This is a genomic window from Litorivivens lipolytica (assembly GCF_014191715.1).
In the GTDB taxonomy this organism is placed as follows: domain Bacteria; phylum Pseudomonadota; class Gammaproteobacteria; order Pseudomonadales; family Spongiibacteraceae; genus Litorivivens; species Litorivivens lipolytica.
Genome location: NZ_JACHWY010000001.1, coordinates 1,378,181 through 1,400,312, shown reverse-complemented (window position 1 = coordinate 1,400,312; position 22,132 = coordinate 1,378,181). Strand labels below are relative to the sequence as shown.

19 protein-coding genes are annotated in these 22,132 nt (G+C 55.6%); 7 read left to right on the top strand and 12 right to left on the bottom strand.

Features of this window, described 5'->3' with window-relative positions; genetic code table 11:
• Positions 1–201: 201 nt before the first annotated feature.
• Together FHR99_RS06395 and FHR99_RS06390 are read right to left on the bottom strand one after the other, a co-directional pair.
• On the bottom strand, positions 202–1,560 hold the full coding sequence (locus tag FHR99_RS06395) for a glycosyltransferase family protein (RefSeq protein WP_183409681.1): 1,359 nt from the start codon (positions 1,558–1,560) through the stop codon (positions 202–204).
• Entirely contained in the window at positions 1,500–2,072 is a 573-nt protein-coding gene (locus tag FHR99_RS06390) for a tRNA isopentenyl-2-thiomethyl-A-37 hydroxylase MiaE (protein WP_183410192.1), read from the bottom strand. Before FHR99_RS06390 ends, FHR99_RS06395 begins: the two co-directional genes overlap by 61 nt.
• A 150-nt stretch (positions 2,073–2,222) precedes the next feature.
• On the opposite strand from FHR99_RS06390, the gene fabV reads away from it, so the two are divergent.
• A complete protein-coding gene (gene fabV, locus FHR99_RS06385) occupies positions 2,223–3,416 on the top strand; it encodes an enoyl-ACP reductase FabV (protein ID WP_183409680.1) in 1,194 nt (397 codons plus the stop codon).
• Entirely contained in the window at positions 3,413–4,252 is an 840-nt protein-coding gene (locus FHR99_RS06380) for an MBL fold metallo-hydrolase (protein ID WP_183409679.1), read from the top strand. The genes fabV and FHR99_RS06380 overlap by 4 nt, the downstream gene beginning before the upstream one ends.
• A gap of 105 nt (positions 4,253–4,357) precedes the next feature.
• Here the strand turns inward: FHR99_RS06380 and speE are convergent, their stop codons facing one another.
• Both speE and speD read right to left on the bottom strand, forming a co-directional pair.
• Complete coding sequence (gene speE / locus FHR99_RS06375; RefSeq protein ID WP_183409678.1) at positions 4,358–5,218, bottom strand: polyamine aminopropyltransferase; 861 nt, start codon at positions 5,216–5,218, stop codon at positions 4,358–4,360.
• A complete protein-coding gene (speD, locus tag FHR99_RS06370; protein WP_246386589.1) occupies positions 5,211–5,648 on the bottom strand; it encodes an adenosylmethionine decarboxylase in 438 nt (145 codons plus the stop codon). Before speD ends, speE begins: the two co-directional genes overlap by 8 nt.
• Before the next feature lie 196 nt (positions 5,649–5,844).
• Between speD and FHR99_RS06365 the strand changes: the two genes are divergently transcribed.
• The 3 genes from FHR99_RS06365 (at position 5,845) to FHR99_RS06355 (ending at position 9,059) form a co-directional block, all read left to right on the top strand.
• Entirely contained in the window at positions 5,845–6,504 is a 660-nt protein-coding gene (locus FHR99_RS06365; protein ID WP_183409676.1) for a class I SAM-dependent methyltransferase, read from the top strand.
• A 28-nt stretch (positions 6,505–6,532) separates the two neighbouring features.
• Positions 6,533–7,168: a peptide-methionine (S)-S-oxide reductase MsrA gene (gene msrA, locus FHR99_RS06360; protein ID WP_183409675.1), complete on the top strand. Its 636-nt coding sequence runs from the start codon at positions 6,533–6,535 to the stop codon at positions 7,166–7,168.
• Positions 7,169–7,283: 115 nt separating this feature from the next.
• Entirely contained in the window at positions 7,284–9,059 is a 1,776-nt protein-coding gene (locus FHR99_RS06355; protein ID WP_183409674.1) for a choice-of-anchor I family protein, read from the top strand.
• Between the two features lie 100 nt (positions 9,060–9,159).
• Here FHR99_RS06355 and FHR99_RS06350 read toward each other — a convergent pair whose 3' ends face one another.
• Complete coding sequence (locus FHR99_RS06350; protein ID WP_183409673.1) at positions 9,160–9,768, bottom strand: DTW domain-containing protein; 609 nt, start codon at positions 9,766–9,768, stop codon at positions 9,160–9,162.
• Positions 9,769–9,814: 46 nt separating this feature from the next.
• Positions 9,815–10,678, bottom strand: coding sequence for an LLM class F420-dependent oxidoreductase (locus FHR99_RS06345; protein ID WP_183409672.1), 864 nt, complete (start codon positions 10,676–10,678; stop codon positions 9,815–9,817).
• A gap of 199 nt (positions 10,679–10,877) precedes the next feature.
• Here FHR99_RS06345 and FHR99_RS06340 point away from each other — a divergent pair, with 199 nt between their 5' ends.
• Both FHR99_RS06340 and FHR99_RS06335 read left to right on the top strand, forming a co-directional pair.
• Positions 10,878–11,894: a tetratricopeptide repeat protein gene (locus tag FHR99_RS06340; protein ID WP_183409671.1), complete on the top strand. Its 1,017-nt coding sequence runs from the start codon at positions 10,878–10,880 to the stop codon at positions 11,892–11,894.
• A gap of 68 nt (positions 11,895–11,962) precedes the next feature.
• Entirely contained in the window at positions 11,963–12,496 is a 534-nt protein-coding gene (locus tag FHR99_RS06335) for a DUF2058 domain-containing protein (RefSeq protein ID WP_183409670.1), read from the top strand.
• Between the two features lie 100 nt (positions 12,497–12,596).
• Here the strand turns inward: FHR99_RS06335 and FHR99_RS06330 are convergent, their stop codons facing one another.
• The 6 genes from FHR99_RS06330 to FHR99_RS06305 all read right to left on the bottom strand — a co-directional run bounded on the left by FHR99_RS06330 (position 12,597) and on the right by FHR99_RS06305 (position 22,130).
• Positions 12,597–13,313 (bottom strand): response regulator, encoded by a 717-nt coding sequence (locus FHR99_RS06330; protein WP_183409669.1) that lies wholly within the window; start codon positions 13,311–13,313, stop codon positions 12,597–12,599.
• A gap of 258 nt (positions 13,314–13,571) precedes the next feature.
• On the bottom strand, positions 13,572–15,311 hold the full coding sequence (locus tag FHR99_RS06325) for a potassium/proton antiporter (protein WP_183409668.1): 1,740 nt from the start codon (positions 15,309–15,311) through the stop codon (positions 13,572–13,574).
• Positions 15,312–15,382: 71 nt separating this feature from the next.
• Positions 15,383–17,926: a protein translocase subunit SecD gene (secD, locus tag FHR99_RS06320; protein WP_183409667.1), complete on the bottom strand. Its 2,544-nt coding sequence runs from the start codon at positions 17,924–17,926 to the stop codon at positions 15,383–15,385.
• 50 nt (positions 17,927–17,976) lie between these two features.
• The gene (locus tag FHR99_RS06315) at positions 17,977–18,327 is read right to left on the bottom strand and encodes a hypothetical protein (protein ID WP_183409666.1); all 351 of its coding nucleotides are present in this window, start codon (positions 18,325–18,327) and stop codon (positions 17,977–17,979) included.
• Positions 18,328–18,417: 90 nt separating this feature from the next.
• The gene (locus tag FHR99_RS06310) at positions 18,418–19,635 is read right to left on the bottom strand and encodes an acetyl-CoA acetyltransferase (protein WP_183409665.1); all 1,218 of its coding nucleotides are present in this window, start codon (positions 19,633–19,635) and stop codon (positions 18,418–18,420) included.
• A gap of 35 nt (positions 19,636–19,670) precedes the next feature.
• Positions 19,671–22,130, bottom strand: coding sequence for a TonB-dependent receptor (locus FHR99_RS06305; RefSeq protein WP_183409664.1), 2,460 nt, complete (start codon positions 22,128–22,130; stop codon positions 19,671–19,673).
• Between the last annotated feature and the right edge of the window lie 2 nt (positions 22,131–22,132).

The following is a 22,132-nucleotide window of genomic DNA, read 5'->3' as shown; positions in this document are numbered from 1 at the left end:
TTGATCCCTTCCAGCTGGTCGGTATTACCGAAACAAAACCTGTTACTATTTTTGTTGGCGCAGATTGCGTTGTCTTTGCTGCGGAACACGGCAATGTGCGGCGCCGTTGGCATTAATTTTGGTTAAATTGCCAGCCGCGAATACTAACACAGGCTTAATAAAAGAGTAGGGCAGAATGTGCCTTGAATGTGGCCCCATTTGTTAACTTTTTGCGGGCTCATTACACACAATGTCAGGACTGTAGCATTGGTCGCTTGCCAACGATTTCTGTAGTTGCTCGACAATTCTGTTGAGTTCCATTTTTTCTCGATGAAAATCTGTGAGCCAGTTTGCACTTTCAATAGCGCTCATTAATTGGATGTCGGGATAGTAGTCCCGGCAAGCATGAATCCATTTCAGGGTTTTAAAGCCGTCAAACCAAGTCATTAGGTGACGTTCGCACTGCTCCCCCGTGCGGCTGTTCTGTCGGGCTTTTTCTATTGCCTTCTCGCAGCCGAATTGCTGCCATAGGTCTTGCAAAAGCGAGTGATCGGCCTTGCACGTTTGAGCGCTTTCCTTCAGTGACATGTGATTGTTGTGCGCGCGTTGCCTTAGGCAAAGCAGCACGGCTCGCAAGGCGTAAAAACTGTGTGGGTTATAGCTCGTTAACTGATCGCTGGAATCGAGTTTGCAATAGCGTTGTAGTGCCGGGCCGGTGCCGAAGGGAACACGTTCCGATAAACGAGCGCTGGGCCTGATCACCGGTTGGGAGGTATGCACTACGCCGCCCAGCTTGGCGAGCTTGTTCAATAGATAAAAGTCCTCACCTCCGGCCCGTTTTGGAAAGCCATGCGCTTGCGCATAGGCGGCACTGTTTAGTGCGATGCAGCTGCCAATCGTGGGCCAGGCGTAGGGCGAGCCCGCATGGCGCAGCCCAGAGACGTAATACAGCATATGCAGCTCGTAGCTGCGGATGGCCCATTCGGGCGTGTCCTCAACCGTGTGCTGGAAGGGGAAAACGCAGGCGGCTGCATATGTGGGTAGCTTGCGGAGTGCTTCCCCGTAACTTTGCGGCAGTTGAGTGTCGGCATCACTGGTACCGATCCAGTGGCCTTCGATCTGGCCTGTGTGGATCAGTTGGCAGGCTATATCGCAGCCTATTTTTCGCGCGAGTCCGACGCCTTGTTTTTTGGGTATGGCGGCGCCTTTCAGACAGCGGTCCACCAGCAGAATGTCTGAGGTCGTGGCCGAGCTGCGTTTGTGGAGGCTGACGGTGGCTTGTTGCCAGTGCGGAGACGGCAAGGTTTCGCGCAGTCGCTCGAACCATGTTGTGTCGTCGTCACTCTCGGGTCGATTGGCAACGACAATTACAAGGCCGCCGCTTGGCAGCCGCTGCAGAAAATCGGGTGTTTCTTGATACGCGGGAATAACCAGCGCAAAGGGCCAGCTACCGCGCAGCGTTTCCAGTATTTTAATTTCGGGCTCGGCGTGATGATCCAGATAGCGCGGCAGCGGCATATTCAGTGCAGGGCAGCGCGAATTGGCTGACGGGCGGCAATCTCGGCTTCGAGCTTGAGCCATTCATCAAGTCTTTGGACCACGGTATCTGCCGGGAAATAACGATGTGCCAGATCGGTGAACAGGGTGCGATGGCGTTCTTCCGAGCGGCTGATGGAGGTATAAAAGCGTTTGATGGGGCCATCTTCTGCGGCATCGGCAATCAGGCCAAAACGCTCGGCCCCCCGTGCTTCAATAACCCCGCCCAGCAACAAGCGGTCTAGAAAATAGGCCTCGCTGCCTTTGCGCAGGTGTTTGCGCAATTGATTGACGTAGGGGTCGCGCTCATCGGCCGCAGTCAGTCCGCCTCGGGAATGAATCAGCTTGACCACTTCGCGGTAGTGGCTCATTTCCTCAACCGCGAGCTCGGCCATGGCTTCGACCAGTTCCGGTTTGTCTGGGTAGTGAGACGCCATGGAGATAGCCATACCTGCAGCCTTTTTCTCAGCGGCGGCATGATCCAGCAGAAAGTGGTCGAAATCAGCCAGTACAGTCTCGGTCCATTCGGACGGCGTCTGGTAGCGCAGGGTAATCACAACAGCAGTGTCATTCTCGGTCGGTATTTTGGGCGTCAGCCCCAGGTTTTCCGGGGCTTTCAATGTTGACGTCGAACATTAGTCCGGGCCGGTTCAGGCTGCTAGAATGCGGGCCTGTCTAAAAGGCCTATTGTAAAAGGAATAAGCTGCATGGTCATCAAACCCCGCGTCCGCGGTTTTATGTGTGTCACCAGCCACCCCGTTGGCTGTGAGGCGAACGTCAAAGAGCAGATCGACTACGTTAAAGCTCAGGGCCCTATTGAAAACGGCCCCAAGCGAGTACTGGTGATCGGTGCATCTACCGGCTACGGTCTGGCATCGCGCATCACGGCCGCCTTCGGCTGCGGCGCGTCCACGCTGGGTATTTTCTTCGAGAAAGAAGGCTCGGACAAAAAGCCGGGCACTGCGGGCTGGTATAACTCTGCCGCCTTTCACAAGTTTGCTGAAGCCGAAGGGCTCTACGCCAAGAGCATCAATGGTGATGCCTTCTCCGATGCCCTGAAAGAAAAAACCATTGCTCAGATTAAGGCCGACCTCGGTCAGGTGGATCTGGTGGTTTACTCGCTTGCCGCACCGCGCCGTGAGCACCCGAAAACCGGTGAAGTGCACTGGTCCACGCTCAAGCCTATTGGCAAGGCGGTGACCCAGCGCGGCGTGAATACCGACAAAGAATTGGTGGAAGAAGTCTCACTCGAGGCGGCCAATCAGGAAGAGATCGATAATACTGTCGCCGTTATGGGTGGTGAAGACTGGCAGATGTGGATCGATGCATTGGATGAAGCCGGTGTGCTGGCCGAAGGCGCAAAAACCACCGCCTATACCTACCTCGGCGAAAAAATCACCTGGGACATCTACTGGCATGGCACCATTGGTCAGGCCAAGCAGGATCTCGATCGCCGCGTGATTGATATCCGCAAAAAGCTGGCGGCCAAAGGCGGTGACGCGCGCGTTTCCGTGCTGAAAGCCGTGGTCACTCAAGCCAGTTCGGCAATCCCCATCATGCCTTTGTATCTGGCGCTCTTGTTCAAGCAGATGAAAGCCGATGGTTCCCACGAAGGTTGTATTGAGCAGATCGACGGCCTGTTCCGCGACAACCTCTACAATGCCTCTCCACGTCTGGATGCGGAAGGCCGCTTGCGTCAGGATCACCTGGAGCTGCGCCCTGAAATTCAGGATGCGGTGGCGGAGCAGTGGGCGAAGGTCACCAGCGACAACCTGCGTGAACTGACAGATTTCGCGGGCTACAAACACGAGTTCATGCGCCTGTTCGGTTTTGAAATCGATGGTGTGGACTACGACGCCGACGTGAACCCCAATGTGCCGATCGATAACCTCGTCGAATGAGTGACTTTACCCACGGCAAGGCCGTTGAGCTGGCGCCCGGTGTTCGCCGGGTGGTGGCCCCCAATCCCGGTGTGATGACCGGACCGGGCACCAACAGCTACCTGCTGGGAACCAAACGGGTCACTGTACTCGACCCCGGTCCGGCTGAGGCTGTGCACGCTGAAGCCATTCTTAAAGCCGTCAAAGACGGTGGTGGCGAGTTGGTGCAGATTGTCACCACGCACACTCATCCGGATCATTCGCCCTGTGCGGCATTGCTGAAAGCAGAAACCGGCGCCACGATTATCGGCGCGGCCATCGCGCAGGATGGTTTTCAGGATGAAAGCTTTGCGCCGGACCGAGAACCAGTTCACGACGAGCTGATTGATGTCGATGGCATGCAACTGCGCGCTATCTATTCGCCGGGCCATGTGGGTAATCACTTCTGTTATTTGCATGAGCAGAGCGGTCTGTTGTTTACCGGCGATCATGTGATGCAGGGGTCAACGGTTGTAATCATTCCTCCCGCGGGAGATATGAAGGATTACATCGATTCGCTTGAACGCATGCTGCAGTACCCGCTGAAGCATATCGCCCCGGGGCACGGCGGCTTGATTGATGAGCCTGAAAAAGAACTGGATTATCTGATCAAGCACCGCTTGAAGCGCGAAGCCAAAGTCGTGGAAAAGCTCGCGGGCTTTGAAGCGGTAACGGTAGAAGAGCTGGTGGTGCCGGTCTATGACGATGTTGATCCGTCGTTACATCCAGTGGCGCAACTGTCTTTGCTGGCTCATTTGCTGAAGTTGGAAAAAGATGGGAGGGTCAGTAAAAATGGAGATTGCTGGTCATTCTTGTAGAGATTGCCCTCACCCTGACCCTCTCCCAGTGGGAGAGGGAACCTTTCGATAGGCTTCAGTGTGCTCCCTCTCCCAGCGGGAGAGGGCAGGGGTGAGGGGAAGCTTTTAGCCTTCTATCGCATCAACCACATACTGCGGCAGCGCAAAACAGCCTGCGTGAACGGCCGGGTTGTAAAACCGCGTTTTGATGCCACTCTCGGCATAGCGTGCGGCCAGCGTTTCCAGTGGCACATTGCGCGCCGCCGTATTATCACTTCCCCAGGCAAAGGTCATGATCCCCCCTACATAAGTGGGAACTGCAGCGGTAAAGAAGTGGGTGTCTGCCAGATAGGGCGACAGCCGCTGCTTGGTGGTTTTGACCTCATCCTGCTGCATAAAGCTCACCCCGTTCTGGGCAGCAAAAATACCGCCCGGTTTTAGACAGCGTTTGATGCCTTCATAAAAGGGGCTGGTAAACAGGACTTCGCCGGGGCCAATGGGATCGGTACTGTCTGACAGAATCACGTCGAACTGCCGGTCGCAGTTCTGCACGTAATTGATGCCGTCATCAATCACGATATTGGCGCGCGGATTGTCGTAAGCACCGGCCGAATGGTTCGGCAGGTACTCCACACACATATCAATAACCGCTTGATCAATCTCGACCTGAGTGCAGTGGGCGACGTTCTGGTGCTTGAGTACTTCACGCAGCAGGCCACCGTCACCGCCGCCGATAATCAGCACGTCTTTCGCTTCACCGTGGGCGAAGAGAGGAACGTGCGCCAGCATCTCGTGGTAGATGAACTCGTCGCGCTCGGTGGTCTGGATGATGCCATCCAGCGCCATAACGCGGCCAAAGCTCACCGACTCAAAGATGATGAGATGCTGGTGATCGGTCTTGCTTTCAAAGAGGACGTTTTTGATGCCAAAGGTCTGTGCCCAGCCATCGTGCAGTTTCTCCTGAAACTGCAGCTGCTGTTCAGACATCTTCCATCCTCCCGCGCAGGTTCTCGCTGACTTCGACGCGCTTCGGATGGAAGGCACGCTGCAGTACAGGGATCGCCAGTTCGGGACGGGCATCGCCACACATGAATACGTCAAACGCGGCGTAGTCGCGCTCCGGCCAGGTGTGCACACTGATATGCGACTCGGCCAGCACCGCCACGCCAGAAATTCCACCGTTCGGCGTGAAATGGTGCATATGAATATGCAGCAGTGTCGCGCCACAAACCTTTACGGCTTCAAGAAAGGCTTTTTCCATTCTGGGTATGTCATCGAGATGGGACGCACCCCACAGGTCGATGATCAGATGTGTGCCGGCGTATGCTATACCGTCACGAACGATGAAATGATCTTGATTTTCATCGGAGGAGGTGTAGACATCAACCGCGGATGAGCCAGCTTCCAGGCTCGGCATGAGTTCCAATTTCTTCATTTAGCATAAATCCCCCAGTGAGGTGGAAAGAGGGCGCCATTTATACCGGTTTCCTCAGAAATAGCAACAATAAAACAAAGTTTTTTGGTAGTGTGATAATCCGGTCGTCAGGCCGGCCTTTCGGCATGAAATTTGATTGATTTTCCGGGATTTAGTAAGCAGTTTGGAGTTCAGCGCAATGTCGAACAAAAGTTACGGTCTCAGCGAGGCCGAACACCACTACCTCCTTAAAACCACCGTGCGTGAGCACCCCCTCCTGACCGAGCTTCGGGAAGAAACCATGGCCATGCCCATGGCGAGAATGCAGATCGCCCCGGAGCAGGCCCAGTTTATGCAGTTGCTGGTCAATATGCTGGGCGCTACCCAGTGTATCGAGGTCGGTGTCTTCACCGGCTACAGTACCCTGGCAACCGCCTTGGCCCTGCCGGCGGCAGGTCGAATAACGGCCTGTGATATCAGCGAGGAGTACACGGCGGTTGCCCGCCGCTATTGGGAAAAGGCCGGGGTCGATTACAAAGTTGATCTGCGGCTGGCACCGGCCAGCGAGACGCTGGGGGCGATGATCACGTCCGGCGAGCGCGACTACTACGACTTTGCCTTTATCGACGCCGACAAGGAAAACTATGCCCTCTATTATGAGCAGTGCCTGATTTTGCTGCGCCCGGGTGGTCTGATCGCCATCGATAATGCCCTGTGGGATGGTCGAGTTGCGGAAGATACCGACGACGAGGAAACCCGAGCCATTCAGGCGGTGAACACCCTCGTGGGCGAGGACGATCGGGTAGAGTGCAGTCTGGTGCCAATCGGCGACGGCCTGCTGCTGGCGCGCAAGCTCTAGTGCCACTTATGTATATAAGGAGAACATCATGGGCCTGTTTGGCAAATCCACCGACTTACCTTCCCCTGAGCGGGCACTGCCCGGTCGTAGCGAAGCCATGCCGGTCGCGGCCCGGCATACCGTACTCGACGCTCCCCTGAAAGGGCCTTATCCGGATCATCTGGAAACTGCCATGTTCGGGCTGGGCTGCTTTTGGGGCGCCGAGCGCAAGTTCTGGCAATTGGAGGGCGTCTACACCACGGCGGTGGGCTATGCCGCAGGCCTGACCCCCAACCCCACCTATCAGGAAGTGTGCACCGGCATGACCGGCCACAACGAAGTGGTGTTGGTGGTGTTTGATCCAGCCGTGATCAGCTACGAGCAATTGCTGCGCACCTTTTGGGAGAGTCACAACCCGACGCAGGGTATGCGGCAGGGTAATGATGTGGGTACGCAGTACCGGTCTGGTATATACACCTATTCAGCGGAGCAGCAGGCACAGGCCGAGGCTTCCAAAGCGGCGTATCAGGCCGCGCTTAAAGAGAAGGGCTTGCCGGAAATAACGACGGAGGTGATTCCCGCGCCGGAATTCTATTTTGCAGAGGACTACCACCAGCAGTATCTGGATAAGAATCCGGGGGGCTATTGTGGGCTGGGTGGCACGGGAGTGTGTTTCCCCGACTAGGTCGAGGCTGATTCGAATCTTCATCCAACTGTAGTCCGAGTGACAACGAAACGTCACAGTTTGGTCATACCGTTCATGTTTCCAGTTTTACGCACTATGCGAGGACAACAGAAACATGACGATAACAAAATCCAACTTTTTACGTACGGCCCTTCTGGCAATGACCGTTGTGCTCACCGCCTGTGATGGGGACGATGGCGACACAGGCGCCGCAGGAGCGGCGGGACAGGACGCATCCGCCGAGCGCATTAATCTCTCTTTTCTTGGTCGCTATGAAACCGGCCAATTTGATGAATCAGCTGCCGAGATTGTCGATTTCGACCCGTTGACTGATCGAGTCTTTGTCGTCAACGCGCAGTCGGGTGCGGTCGATGTGCTGAATGCCACACTGCCCGCCAATCCGACACTGATCAGCTCACTGAATGTCGCTGCCGATGTGGCCGGTGCGGTGGCCGGTTTGAGTGCGTCGGATCTCGGCGCCGCGAACAGTGTATCGGTTAACGGCAACCGCTTGGCTGTCGCCATTGAGGCCAACCCAAAGCAGAATAATGGCTATATCGCCTTTTATAATACGGATGGCACATTCGTGTCGGCGGTTGAAGCCGGCGCGTTGCCCGATATGGTGGTGTTTTCACCCGATGGCAACAAGGTACTGGCGGCCAACGAAGGCGAGCCGAATGGGGATTACTCCGTTGACCCCGAAGGCTCCATCACCCTCGTTGACGTGTCCAATGGCATTGCCGGCTTGAGTGCAAGCAATGTCACTCAGCTCAGCCTTGATGGCACACTGACCGGCCCGGTTCGGGTGTCAGCCAAAGCGGCCAGTCAGGCTGCTGATTTGGAGCCTGAATACATTGCGGTGTCTGCAGATAGCAAGACAGCCTTTGCTTTCCTGCAGGAAAACAACGCGGTGGTCGAAATTAACCTGACCAATAACACCGTATCGCGCATTGTGGGGCTGGGTTACAAGGACTACTCCATCCCCGGCAATGAGCTGGACGCCAGCAACCGTGATGACGTGGTCAATATTCGTAACTGGCCGGTGTTTGGGGTTTACATGCCCGACGGCGCTGATATCTACACGGTGAATGGCACAAACTATCTGGTGACCGCCAACGAAGGCGATGGTCGTGAATACCTGACCAGCGCTACTGATGCCGCAGACTGCACGGTGCAAGGCGGATTTGATTTCGACGGCGGGGATTGCTTTCACTATCTGGATGAAATCCGCATTAAAGACATCACCGATAACGCCAGTTTTTCAGCCGATTTTCTCGCTCGTGTTCCTGCCAATTTTCAGGATGACGCGCAGTTGGGGCGCCTGAAAGTGATTACTGATCTGGGCACAACGGGCTCCTGTGCCTCCCTTGCCACCACCGGTCAGCCGGGCGCCGATTGCAGCTACAACGCGCTTTACGCTTTTGGTGGCCGATCTTTCACTATCTGGAACGCTGAGACCATGGAGCCGGTTTTTGATTCGGGGAATACCTTTGAGGTCATTACCGCCAATCGTTACGGCTTGAATGGCTTCAATGCCAGCAATGATGATAACGAAGGCGACGATCGTTCAGATGACAAGGGGCCAGAGCCAGAGGCCATTGAGATCGGCACGATCAATGGAGCGACATACGCCTTTATCGGCCTCGAGCGCGTTGGAGGCATCATGGTGTATGACATCAGTAATCCGCAAGCGCCGGCTTTTGTACAGTATATTAATCCGCGCGATTTCAGCATTGCCGACGTGGAAGCTGATTTTGCGCTGGTGGGTGATCTTGGGCCGGAATCCATTCGTTTTGTCAGCGCAACCGATAGTCCGACCAGCAAGCCGCTTCTCATCGTGGGCAATGAAGTCTCGGGAACCACTGCATTTTTTGAAATCAGTGTTCAATAGACGGCTGGTAAAGTCTGATAGCCTGACATACAGATAGGTACTGGTTTACCCATAGACCCTCTTCGGAGGGTCTTTTTAATTCAATACAGCCTGTTAGCTTTTAGTCGTTTTTATGATTGCGAAGATAGGTCTTTTTACCCATTGCAGTAATTTGAAAATCAATCATAGTGTCAAAAGCGCGGAGCATGGGAGAAAAGTCTCGCTCTGACTCAAGCGCGTTCAGGCATTGTACCGCCGCTTCAATCGTCGCCAGTCCGTCGGCTCTGGGCGATCGGCGAATACGGTAATTGCTACGCTGTGATTTAGCATCCAGAGCCATTCGCGGTAGCAACTGTAGCCAGGCATTCAAGCGTAGCAGCCGACCGGTCTTGCGCCAGGTGCCATCGAGAAAAATCAGGGTGTTGCGTTGAGGCTGCTCCCGAATGTGCTCCGCGCTTATCGGGTTCTCTCCCGGATAAACTAGTACCGCGCAATCCTGCCAGTCAGGGCCGATCACCACTTGCGGGTCGAACGTTTCATCAATGTTCCGTTGCGCATTGCGCAGCGATTTTTCCAGTAGGGGTGCGGTTGATAGTGCGTGCCGAGCTTCAATGGGATCTTGCAGTATTACAATCCGATAACGGCTGTCCAGGCGAACCATGACTGAACACAGACAGGTGCGCCGGGGACGTTCGCAGTTAGGACAAAAGGGGCGTTTTAAATATTTCACCGACAAGAATTACAGAACGAGAATGACGCTATCCTGACCACTTTGCTTAGCTCTTTAGCTCAGGAATCACATCCGCAAAGCTTTCAATCATCGGGATAAACTGCTCGGGCTTGTCCCACATGTCCATCGAAACACCGATATTGCAGCGATCAAAACCCAAGTCACGGAAGCGTTTGAGCTTGTCGGGGGTGGGTGAGTCCATAACCTGCAGAGTAATTTCTACGCTGTTGGGGTCGCGGCCATTGTCCTCAACCATCTGTTTGAATTCGCTCACTGCCGTTTCAATGTTCGGCAGGGCGACATCGACCGGGAACCAGCCGTCGGCCCATTTAGCTGCGTGCTTTACGCCGAGTGGTCCCATCGCGCCAAAGATGATTTTCGGGCCACCTGCCTGAACGGGCTTGGGCGCACTCCATACCGGATCAAACTTCACATACTCACCCTGATAGCTGGCTTCATCCTGTTGCCAGAGTGCGCGCATTGCCTCGACGGTCTCGCGCATGACGGTATAGCGCTTGTTCCACGGGTGTGGGTTTACGTTGACGAACTCTTCTTCATTCCAACCCACGCCAGTGCCGATAATGACACGGCCATTAGACAGGTGATCCAGTGTGGCGATGGTCTTGGCTTGGGAGAACACATCCCGTTCCATAAGCAGGGCAATGCCGGTGCCGACTTTAAGCTTTTTGGTGACCGAGGCGGCGGCCATCAAAGAGACATAGGGGTCCATCATCTGGCGATATGGAGCCGGCATGTCACCGCCCGCCGGATAGGGGGTTTTGCGGGAGCAGGGGATGTGACTGTGTTCGCCGTACCAAAGCGAGTCGTAGCCCAGTTCTTCCAGCAATTTGGCGAGGGTAATCGGGTCCGGGTCATGGGCCGTGTTCATAGAGCTGAAACCGAGATTCATGGGCGTATCCTGTTATGGTTAAAACATTTCTTGTGCAATGGTTTTAGTATGCCCGCCGCAGGGGTGAGCGTCAAAGGGAGAAAAGAATGGCACAGCCGCGAGGGGACGGTATACACCCTAATGGAGTAGAAACGGGCCATTCGCGGCTTTTGCAAGCCGGTTGTATACTCACGGAGTGTGGTAATTCAGCGGAACCTCAATGCGCTATTTGATTCTGGTCATGTTGTCCCTCGCACTGGCAGCCTGTGCGTCGGGCCCGTCCCTGCCGCCGCCTGCCTATGACGCCGATCAGCTGCTCGCCCGTAAAACCATAGGCCTCGACCCCCGCCCCTACCGCTCTGAAGAATTCTGGCTGAACCCGGATATGGTCATGCGGCATTTTGTGGACTGGAGCACGCAGGATGCTGACCGTGAGCACGCCGCGCTGGCCCTGCTGAAGTCTCTCCGCGATGAGTGGCCCGCGCTCAAGTACCGGCGAGATGCCAATTACTCTGCCGCCGCCGCTTTTCACGAAGATCAGGCCAACTGTCTGAGCTACAGCGCTATGGTGGTCAGCCTGATGCGCCACGCTGGTGTGCGGGCCAATTTTCAGCGGGTGGAAGCTGCCCCGGAATGGGATATTGACGGTCAGTCGGCCGTCGCCGCCCTGCATATCAATGCGGTCATTTTTCAGCAGGGTAAGCAAGTAGAGGTCGACTGGCTGGAGCGCCGTAACCCCACGGATTATGAGCGCCGCATCGTGCTGAATGACGATCAGGCGCTGGCGGAATGGCACAACAATCTCGGCGCCGAGGCGCTGCTGAATAATGATCTGCCGCTGGCCTTTGCCGAGCTCAGCCGGGCCCTGCGCCTCTACCCGGAAGCGGCCCATATCTGGGTGAACCTCGGGGTGGTTTATCGAAGAGTCGGGCTGCTGGATCATGCAGAATCCGCCTGGCTTATCGCGTTGGAAAACAATACGCGCCAGCTACAGGCCATGAGCAATCTGCAAATGCTCTACCGGGCCCAGAAGCGCGAGGCGCTGGCTGACGATCTGGAAAAAATGATGACCTATTACCGTCGTCAGAATCCCTACTACCACTACCTCTTGGCCCAGCAGGCCGAAGAGGCTGAGCGCTATGACGAGGCTCGGCGTCATATTCGTCGGGCCATGCGCCTGCATTCTGATCTGCGCTTCGAGGCTCTCTATGCCCGTATTCTCCAGCACGAGACCTGAAGTCTGGCCGCGAAAACGGTAAACTCTGACCTTTGCATTTCCGCATGTTGAATTTACGGTGAACCTCCATGGCCTCTCTTCAGGAACAGTTACTCAAGGCTGGCGTCGTCGACGAGAAAAAAGCCAAACAGCTTAAGAAGGAAAAGCGCAAAGCCGCTAAACAGCCCAAAGGGCATGTTCAGGTTGATGAAAGCAAGGCAGCAGCCGCAAAGGCTCGCGCTGAGAAAGCCGAGCGTGATCGCGAATTGAACCGCCAGCGTCAGGCCGAGGCCGAGAAAAAAGCCATTCAGGCGCAGATCAACCAATTGATCACAACCAACGCCATCAATCGCCAAAACGGTGAGCAGGCTTATCAGTTCGTAGACGGCAAAAAGATCAAAAAGCTTTATGTCACCAATGAGCTTCAAGCCCAGCTCACGCGTGGTCAGATTGCCATTGTGAAACTGGGTGAGGCTTATGAGCTGGTGCCTTCAGCGGTGGCAGAGAAAATCCGCCAGCGCGACGAAGCCCGAGTGCTGGTCCTGCACGACAAGACCACCGAAGCCGTCGACGAAGATGATCCTTATGCGGATTATCAGATTCCCGACGACTTGATGTGGTAGTACTGCGCAGAGAGGCTCGTTAACGGGATTAAGGTCGAAAGCGCATTGGCGCAGTACTCAGGGAGTGAGTTTGGGTTTGCAGTTACTGGTAGTCCTTTGACTACTCACCGCTAGTGTGATGCAGATACAAACTGGCGAGTGTATTTCGACAACAAGAGGCGAGCATGCGAATCGCTCGCGACTCCTCATCTGTGGTCAACGGTGGGTTGTCGTACAAAGAGCGGGCAAAGTCCGCAAGTATATGGGCACCGTAAAGGGCCGCTGAGTTTTTAAGGATATGACTTACCGCTCGCAGATTGTGGCGGTGGTGATCAGTAGTACTTTGTTCAAGTCGCTTCAGCAACTCTTCCAGCTCCTTCGAAAACAACACGAGTAGCCGACTGGCAGTATCCTCGCCCAAGTCGTCTTTCAGCGTTTGCAGGGTATCAAAGTCAAGTTGAGATTGGGTGGGTTGTTTATTGCCCAGTGCCGCTTTTAGTTTTACCGCGTCTACTGGTTTTGCGATCAAGCCAGTTGCACCGCACGCTTTTATTTGTCGCCTCTCAATATCGTCGTTTGTGTCGGTTAGCGCGAAAATAGACGATTCCCTATTGGGATTGTCTCCGCGGCGCAGAGCCTTGATGACTTCGCTGCCGCGCAAGCCCGGCATCCCCTCTTCCAATAGAATAATCGAGAAGTGTTTACTGCGCGCCAGTGCAAGCGCAGATATGCCGTCCTCAGTCGTACTGACCTGATATCCCAGGTTTTCCAATATGGCTTGCGTAGCGATAAGGCTGGGAACACTATCGTCAGCAAGTAAAAGTGACTCTGCGATCATATATTTAGAGCCTCGGAAGGCATCTGTGTGATAGGCGGTAACACTTGAGAGCTGTTGTCAGCAGAGCCCAGTTGCGATTAAACAGGGTCAAACGTTTAAAATCGAAGGATCGGGCCCACGCCCAGTGTGATTTGAGGCTGACATGAGAATATCGTTCTTTAAGTGTAGTAAGAGAATGGTATTTTGCAAATGCCCATGTAAGGTGAATTCAGAAGAGTTTAACCCCTTCGGACTTTGTCTCAACACATTCGCAAGCTTTTAGCGAGCCCTTTCGTTAGGTAGCTTGAGACCTACTGCCATAATACGGTGGTTTTCAATTTTTCTGACAGTCAGTTGTAGATGCCCAAGCTGCGCCGTATCCCCCACCACCGGGCGGCGATGGAAGAAGTGAAACAGGTATTCGCCCAGCGTTTCTGATGTGACTAGACCGGATGTATCCAGGCCGTAAAACTCTCCAAGATCTCCGAGTGTTGAGTTAGGTGAGACCACAAATTCACCAAAGAATGAGGTGATGGCCTGACTGGTCGTCTGAATGGCTTCCTGAGGAGAAAAAAGCGCGCCCATTGAACGGATATCTTCATTCGCGACAATCAGCACATGATCACCAGGTTCCAAGCGCAAGGTTTTTGAGCGTTTTTTTACTACGCCATCGCGGATGACTGAAGCGGTCTGGGCACCTTCTGCGAGGGGTAAATCGGCAATCAGCATGTCGTTAGCGCGACAGCCCTCAATGACTTCGTACACATGCAACACCTTATCCAGCTCTGTCGGCAGCGCCACCTGAAAGTGTTTCGGGTCGGTCGTCTGAGCGGGCAGTTCGACCTTGAGCCAGCGCGCCAATGGGGCCAGTGACCAGCCCTGTACCACCAGTGAAACCAGTACCACAAAGAACACCAACTCAAATACCAGCTCGGTGCTTTTCAAACCGGAGAGCGAGGGGTAAAGGGCAAGAATAATTGGCACGGCCCCGCGCAATCCACACCAGCTGATAAACACCTGCTCTCTGGCGGGAAAGTGAAAGGGCAGCAGCGACAGGGCGACGGCGACGGGGCGGGCGATAAAGATCAACACCAGTGCGATGCCCAGCGCCGGCAGAATAATGGGGGGCATATGACTCGGAGTGATCAACAGGCCAAGCATCAGGAACATGCCGATCTGGCTGAGCCAGGCGATACCATCGTGAAAGCGGTGAATATCTTTGCTGAAAGGTAAGGCTGCGTTGCCCACAATAACGCCAAGCACATAAATGGCCAGAAAACCGCTGCCGTTGATCAGGCTGGTAAGGCCAAATATACCCAGCCCTCCGGCTAATACGCACAGCGGATATAGTGAAGCCGGCAGCTCAAAGCGCTCTAAGAAAATACAGAAGCCGCGACCGCCCAAATACCCAAATAACAGACCAAGTCCCATCTGCTGAGTTATCACCCAGAGTATTTCACCTGCGTCGGGCACGTGATCCACAGCGAGCAGCTGCACCAATGTGATGGTGAGGAAAATCGCCATCGGATCGTTGGTGCCGGATTCGATCTCCAGCGTTGCGCCGGTACGCTCTTTTAACTGCAGCCCCGCCGAACGCAACAAACCGAAGACGGCGGCAGCGTCGGTGGAGCCCACAATAGCCCCGATCAGCAGGGATTCGCGAATGGGCAGATCGAGAATGAGATGAGCGGCGGCACCGGTAATGCCCGCGGTGACCACAACGCCCAAGGTAGCTAGCGATAGCGCCGGGTTCAAACTGACGCGAAAGGCTTCGCGCCGAGTGCCCAGTCCACCGTCGAGAATAATAATGGCGAGTGCCAGGTTACCGAGCAGGAAGGCCAGACCGTAATCGTTAAATTGGATGCCGCCGGGACCGTCTTCGCCCGCGAGCATACCCAGCACCAGAAAGATCAGCAGAATCGGCGCGCCCAGTTTGCGCGATACCACGCTGGAAACAATACAGAGCAGGGTGAGCAACGCACCGATAAAAATAAACTGGTTGGACAGCTCTAAGGTCATGCGGGGCGAAAATCCAGAACAAGAATAACAGGGCAAATTGGAAGAGCGCCGCCCGCAGACGGCGCACAAGCTCAGGGTAGCAGATCGAGTTCGCTTTGTATTTGTTCGCGGGTGGGGCGCAGTTGGGATTGGCCCTTGCTGATTCGACGTTTACCGAGCAAGTAAACAATGGGCGAGGCGATTAGCACCGACGAGCTGGTACCGATGACAATGCCAAACAGCATGGGCTGGGCAAAGCTTGCCACCGCATGACCGCCGGCAATCGCCATCGGCAATAGGGCAACAAAGGTAGTTGCGGAGGTGAACACCGTGCGGGTCAGCGTCGCCGTTATACTCGTATTGAGCAACTCCAGCAGGGGCTGATCGGGATTGGCGCGCAGGTATTCCCGGATGCGGTCAAACACCACCACCTTGTCGTTGATCGAGTAGCCGATCAGGGCGAGCATGGCAGCCACAGCGGTCAGGTTGAACTCCACGCCGAATAGGGCAAAGAAGCCTAGGGTTTTGGTGAGATCCAGCGCAATGGTCAGGGTCGCCGCCAGCGCGAAATGGGCTTCAAAGCGCACCCATAAATACGCCAGCAGACCGCCGCAGGCCAGCAGGATTGCGAGCACCGTGTCCTCTCCAAAACTGGCACTGATTTTCGGGCCCACCTGATCCACCCGCTCTATGCTGGCCTCAGGGTGAGCCGCGCTGATCAGCGAACGAATCTGTTCCACGGTGGAGCCGTTGGTCATTTCTGCTTCGCCGGCTGTTTTGATTGGCAAACGCACCAAATAGCGATCGCTGCTGTCATCGCTACCCAAACCCTGCACAGAGGCCGAGCCGATGCCGTTGGCGCTAAGCAATTGCCGCAAGTCGCCTTGGGTGGAATTGGGCAGCTCCATTTCAATTACGGTACCGCCACTGAAATCCACGCCGTAATTGAGTCCGGGTGTCATTACAAAAACTACTGACGCCAGTGACAACACCGCAGATCCAATCAGTCCCGCCCGGCGGCCGCGCATCACGTTCAAGGGATTGCGGGTCAGCCGATCCAGTAAGTGTTCCTTGGGCAAGGGCAGGGGTTTGCGGCGACGGCGGTTGATCACTAGCTGCATAATCTGCCGCGTTACCGCCACGGAGGTAAAAAGCGAAGTGAGCAAGCCAATACCAATGGTGACGGCAAAACCGCGCACCGGGCCGCTGCCGAACATAAACAGCAGGCTGACGGCAATCAGGGTGGTCAGGTTGGAATCGAGGATGGTTGCGTAGGCCCGATCGAAACCTTCCTGAAGGGCCAGCTGGGCAGATTTGCCGCGCCGGGTTTCTTCGCGAATGCGTTCGTTAATCAGAATATTGGCGTCGACCGCCATGCCGATGGTCAGGATCAGACCCGCGATACCGGGCAGGGTCAGCGTGGCCCCGAGCAGGCTGAGTACACCGAAAATCAATATGACATTGACCCCAAGCGCAGCGCAGGCAATGAGCCCCCAGCTGCGATAGCTCGCCAGCATAAAAGCGACCACTAAAGCCGTGCCGATCAGGCCGGTGGTCAGGCCCATGGCAATGGAATCACTGCCCAGATCCGGGCCGACCGTGCGTTCTTCAATCACGTGAAGCTTGGCGGGCAGGGCGCCGGCGCGCAGCATCAGCGCCAGGTTGCTGGCTTCGGGCACCGTGAAGTTACCGCTGATTTCGCCATTGGCGCCAATCATGGAGCGAATCACCGGCGCGGTCAGCACCCGGTTATCCAAAACGATGGCTAGGGCGCGGCCGATATTGTTAGCCGTTAATTCACTGAACAGACTGGCGCCACGACTGTCGAGGCGGAAGTTTATCACCGGCTGGCCGGATTCCTGATTAAACCCCAAACGGGCGTCGCTGATATGTTCGCCGCTCAGCACCTGCTCTCGTTCAAGCCGAAAGCGTTCGCCATCGTCACCCGGCAATTGCAGGGTTTGTACGGTGCTTGCACTGCGGCCGTCAGCGACCCAGTGAAAACTCATCTTGGCGGTGGTGCCCAGCAACTTGCGGATGGACTGGGGGTTATCCACGCCGGGGAGCTGCACCAGGATGGATTCACTGCCTTGACGAGTAATGCTCGGCTCTACCAGCCCGCTCTCGTCCAGTCGTTTGCGCAGAATATCCAGCGATCGCTCAATGGCATCGTCGAGCAATTGCGTTCGGAAACTGTCGGTAAGGGTAATCGTCAGTTGCGATGATTCGCTGCGAATCCGGTACAGGTCTTCCACACCCGGTTGTTTCAGTTCGCTTTTCACCTGTTGAGCTAGCGCCGGTAATTCCTGAGCGCTGCGGCTGCGGATCAGGATGCGCTGGTCGCTTGATTCGATACCGTCAATGCGCAAATTGTTCTCACGCAGGCTGCGGCGCAGCGAATCCGACAGTTGCTGGTTGTGTTCACTGAGCAATTGGCGCTGGTCGATTTCCAGCAGCAAATGGGAGCCACCGCGTAGGTCGAGCCCGAGCTTGAAAGTGGTATCTCGATACCAGGAAGGCAGTTGTTCACCCAGCATGTTGGGTGAAACAGCAGGCAATACATTTGGCAGGGCGCATAACACGCCCAGCAGAATAATCAGGCTGTACACCACAGCCCGCAGGGGAGAATGAGTCATGATCTGTCCTCTGTCGGCGCGCGTGCGGCGCGCCGGTTAATGATTACGGTTTAAATCATCAACGTGAGAACGGGAGGACCGCGCGCGGGCGGTCTGCGTACGTAATCGCCGTGAAACTCCGAAGGCGGGGGAGTCTGGGCTTTGTGGCAGAAATAATCTGACGAGCTGAGGCCGCTGCCGTTAAGAAACAGTGCGGGCAGGTCGTCCTTTTCACCGGAAGGGGAAAGTCGGAATTCACCCGGTCGCTGGTGAAGGCCATCGGCAAGGCCATCGTGATTCAGTAGCTGGGATTGGGTGTCCGGTCGGGTAACGTCAATCGCTGCAAGACCGGCCATCCCACAACAAAGCAGCAATACCAGCATCAGGCTGGTCAGGCTGAATCGGTGAGTGAGTGGCGTCATGGTTTGCCCGACAGGGTAGTGGTAGGCGGCGCGATTATAGCAGCGTCATCAATGAAAAGATGCTGTGATTTTTACAGTAGTTTGGGGCGCTCAGCACCCCACCACAAAACTTGCGATTGTGGTCGCGCTGCCGCCCAGATTCAGGGTTTGCACGCGCTTGGCGCCATCGATTTGGGCGGCTCCGGCACTACCGGTGACTTGCCGGCAGGCATCGGCCAGCATGCGAATGCCGGTCGCGCCTACCGGGTGGCCCTGTCCCATTAAACCCCCACCCGGATTAATGGGAATCGCACCCTCACGGGTAATGCGCCCATCTTCTATCGCCTGCCAGCTTTCACCGGGGCCGGTAATGCCGAAGTGATCAATGGCCATATATTCGGTGATAGTGAAGCAGTCATGGGTTTCGATTACATCAATCATGCCGGTGTTGGGCAGCCCCGCCCGGTGCTGGGCGTCGTAAATGGCTTTTGCGACGTGTGGAAAGATCAGTGCCTCGTTGGCGCTAAGTGCAATCTTGTCTGTTTGGCGAATGGTGGCGGTGGTATGCCCCCAGCCGAGAATGCGCGGCAGCTTTTCCGGATCGGCGCCAAGTTCTCTCGCCTTGTCGGCACTGACCAGAAGAACCGCAGCGGCGCCATCGGTAAACCCGGCGCAATCATTGCGGCGCAGTCGACCTTCCACCAAGGGGTTGCGACTATCGTCCGCATCAAAGCTGCCTTCGGCGAATTGCCAGTCGCGAGTCTGGGCGCGGGGGTTATCTTTGGCATTGGCGAAGTTGATCTTGCCGATTTCACGCATGGCATTTTCATTGAGACCGTAGCGGCGTTCATACTCTGCAGCGAGGCCTTCAAACATCCACGGCCAGCAGAAGGTAGCGGCTTCAGACTCCTCGCCCGCCAGCGCGGCGGTGGCCATATGTTTTGCGGCGATTTCGCCACTGAGGTGGCGCTCCTGCTCGACGCCGATGGCCAGTACACAGTCGTAACGGCCGGCTTCGATTTCCGCCATGGCCGAGAGCACCGCCATGCTGCCAGAGGCGCATGCGGCCTCGTGCCGGGAAATGGGTAGGCCGTGTAAGGCCGGGTCAACGGATGCCAATACACCACCGAGTTGACCCTGACCGTTGGTTAGCTCGCCAATAAAATTGCCGACGTGAGCCGATTGAATTGCCGAAGCGGGAATATCGGCTTGCTGCAGTACGTCTTCAAGCGCCGAGGCCATAATCTCTTTCAAGCCCTTGTTCTCGCGCCCCCAGTGCCGGGCAAAGTCCGTTTGTGACCAGCCGAGAATAAAGACGTCTTTGCTCATGGGGTGTTCTCCTTGTGTGGGCCCTGTGTTTGCGGCTACCAGCGGTAACTGAATTGGGCCGCAATACTGCGCGGTCTCTCAATAAAGGCGTAGTGGCCAATGGCACCGAAAACGCTGTTGGCTAACGACATGCTGTTGGCGTAGGTAATGATGACCTCGTCAGTGAGGTTTTTGCCGATCAGCGCAAACTCCCAGCCCGCCGCTTCATCCGCGATTGCCGCACGCAGGTTCAGTTTGTAATAAGCGTCCTGCAGCATGCGCGGGTCCAGATCCTGAGTAGGGTTGTACTCGCCTGAGAAAACCACGTCAAACGCGCCGCGCAGTATCAGGCCGTTGGTCATCGGGTTTTCCCACGCGAGAGAAAGGTTGCCTGAGTAATCTGCCACGTACTGGTTGGTTTTTCCGGTAAAGTCGCAGAGGCCATCATCTTCGGGGTCGGGTTGCTGTTGAAAGCACTGGCCGTTTTCAAATTCGGTAAATTCAAAGTCCAGCAGCGCCAGACCACCGCTCAGCGTTAGCGTTTCAGTCAATGCCACGCGCCCATCGAACTCAATACCCATGGTTCGGGCTGCACCGGCATTACCCACGTTGAAGCCGAGGGTGCCATCGAAAATGCTGACCTGAAGATCGTCGTATTCGGTGATAAAGGCTGTGGCGTTCAAATCGGCGCGTCCATCCCAAAAGGTACTTTTGCTGCCGATTTCCAGGGTGATCGCTTCTTCCTCTTCAAATTCAAAGGAGCCGATAAACTGTTCGCTGGGCTCATCTCCATAGTTGGGATTGTGGGGCGCCGGGTCATCGGCGGCCGGCGATTGGTTGGAGCGGGCATCAAAGCCGCCCGATTTAAACCCCTGACTCAGGGTGGCGAACAGCATAGTGGTATCGCTGGGTTCGTATTGCAGGGTAAACAGAGGGGATAGGTTGGTAGAAGATCGGCTGCCGTTCAGATCCTGTTCTTCCACCGAGAGTACCTTGGCGAGCACGGTGCGCACTTCCTGCTGATCGAGCTGGCTGCCGTCATTGGTGAGTTTGATCGAACGGCTGCCGTCTTTGGTTTCGTAGGACAAGCGAGCACCGAAAGTGGCACGTAGATTGTTCTGCCAATGCCAGGTGCCTTGGAAGAAGGCCGACCACAGTGTCGTATCGGTGGTGAAAACCCTGGGAGTACGTAAACCGCGGAGATGCTCGCCAGCATCCCCCACACCGGCGACGCCGCCGAAAACGTCACCGTCTGCTGGTCTGTCGCCAAGATCGCCGCCGGCTGCGGCATCGGCGACATTGAGTAGCTCGGGCAGAATCGTGCTGTCGATGCGCACGGCGTCAAAGTAATCCAGCTCACTCTTTTGAAAATAGCCGCCGGCGATATAGTCAAAGTCATCGCCAACCGGCGATACCCAGCGAAACTCCTGACTGAACTGGCGGTATTCTTCCTGCAGCAAGGCGTCGAACACTTCGGCGCCGGTGAAGTCGACGTCGGCGACTTCTTCAAACTCGTAGTGCATAAAGCCGGTAACGAACGTCAGTATTGTGCCGTCGAGATCGTAATCGGCTTTGATGGTGAGATTGCGCGTGTCGTTGTGACTGTAGTCGCCATTGGAGGAGCGTTTGTAATCCTGAAAGTTGTTGAGTACGGATTCGTCAGCGTCGATATTCAGGGCGCCGGGCACTTGAGTATTATCGAGAATCTGAGCGTAAGTACGCCCTTCGAATAAGGGGTTGGTGGAATTGGATGGGATATCCGTGACAACCTCAACCTGGCGACCAGTCACATCAAACTTGCCGGCTTCCAGTTTGGTCAAAATCTGCAGACGGTCTGATACTGCCCAGTCGATCAGCAAGCGAGCGGTGACTTCGTCGCGGGCCGGTTCGTCCCGATCCAGCGTCAGATTTTCAATGTAGCCATCAAGCTGGCGATAGCGCCCGGCGAAACGCAAACCGACAGAGTCAGTCACTGGGCCCGACAATACGAGATCAATCACCTCTTCGCCGTGCTCGGGTTCGTAAAGCAGCGAGACCTTGCCTTCGTTTTCATCGCTTGGGCGGCGTGAGTGGAGGCTGATAGCACCGGCAATACTGTTCTTGCCATAGAGAATATTCTGCGGGCCGCGCAATACTTCAACCCTTTCGAGGTCGAGAAAGGGCGCTCGGGATAGCTGGGCACGGCCGTAGTAAATGCCATCAAAATACATGCCCACGGATTGTTCAAAACCCTGATTGATGCCGCTGCCGAGACCACGGATATAAATGTTGGTGCCAATACCTGTTTCCGACATGGTGAAGTTGGGGATATATGCCTGTAGATTTTCGATCTTGTCGATCCCTGCTTCCTGCAGTTTGTCGCCGCCCATAGCGCTCACGGAAACGGGGACGTCCTGCAAGCTTTGCGAACGCAGTTGCGCGGTTACCAGCACTTCCTCCAGTACCGGCGAGTTGGCCTGTAGGCTGCCGCTAAGAGTTAGGGCGATGGCAGTCGAGCTTATTTTGCGTCGGTTCATTG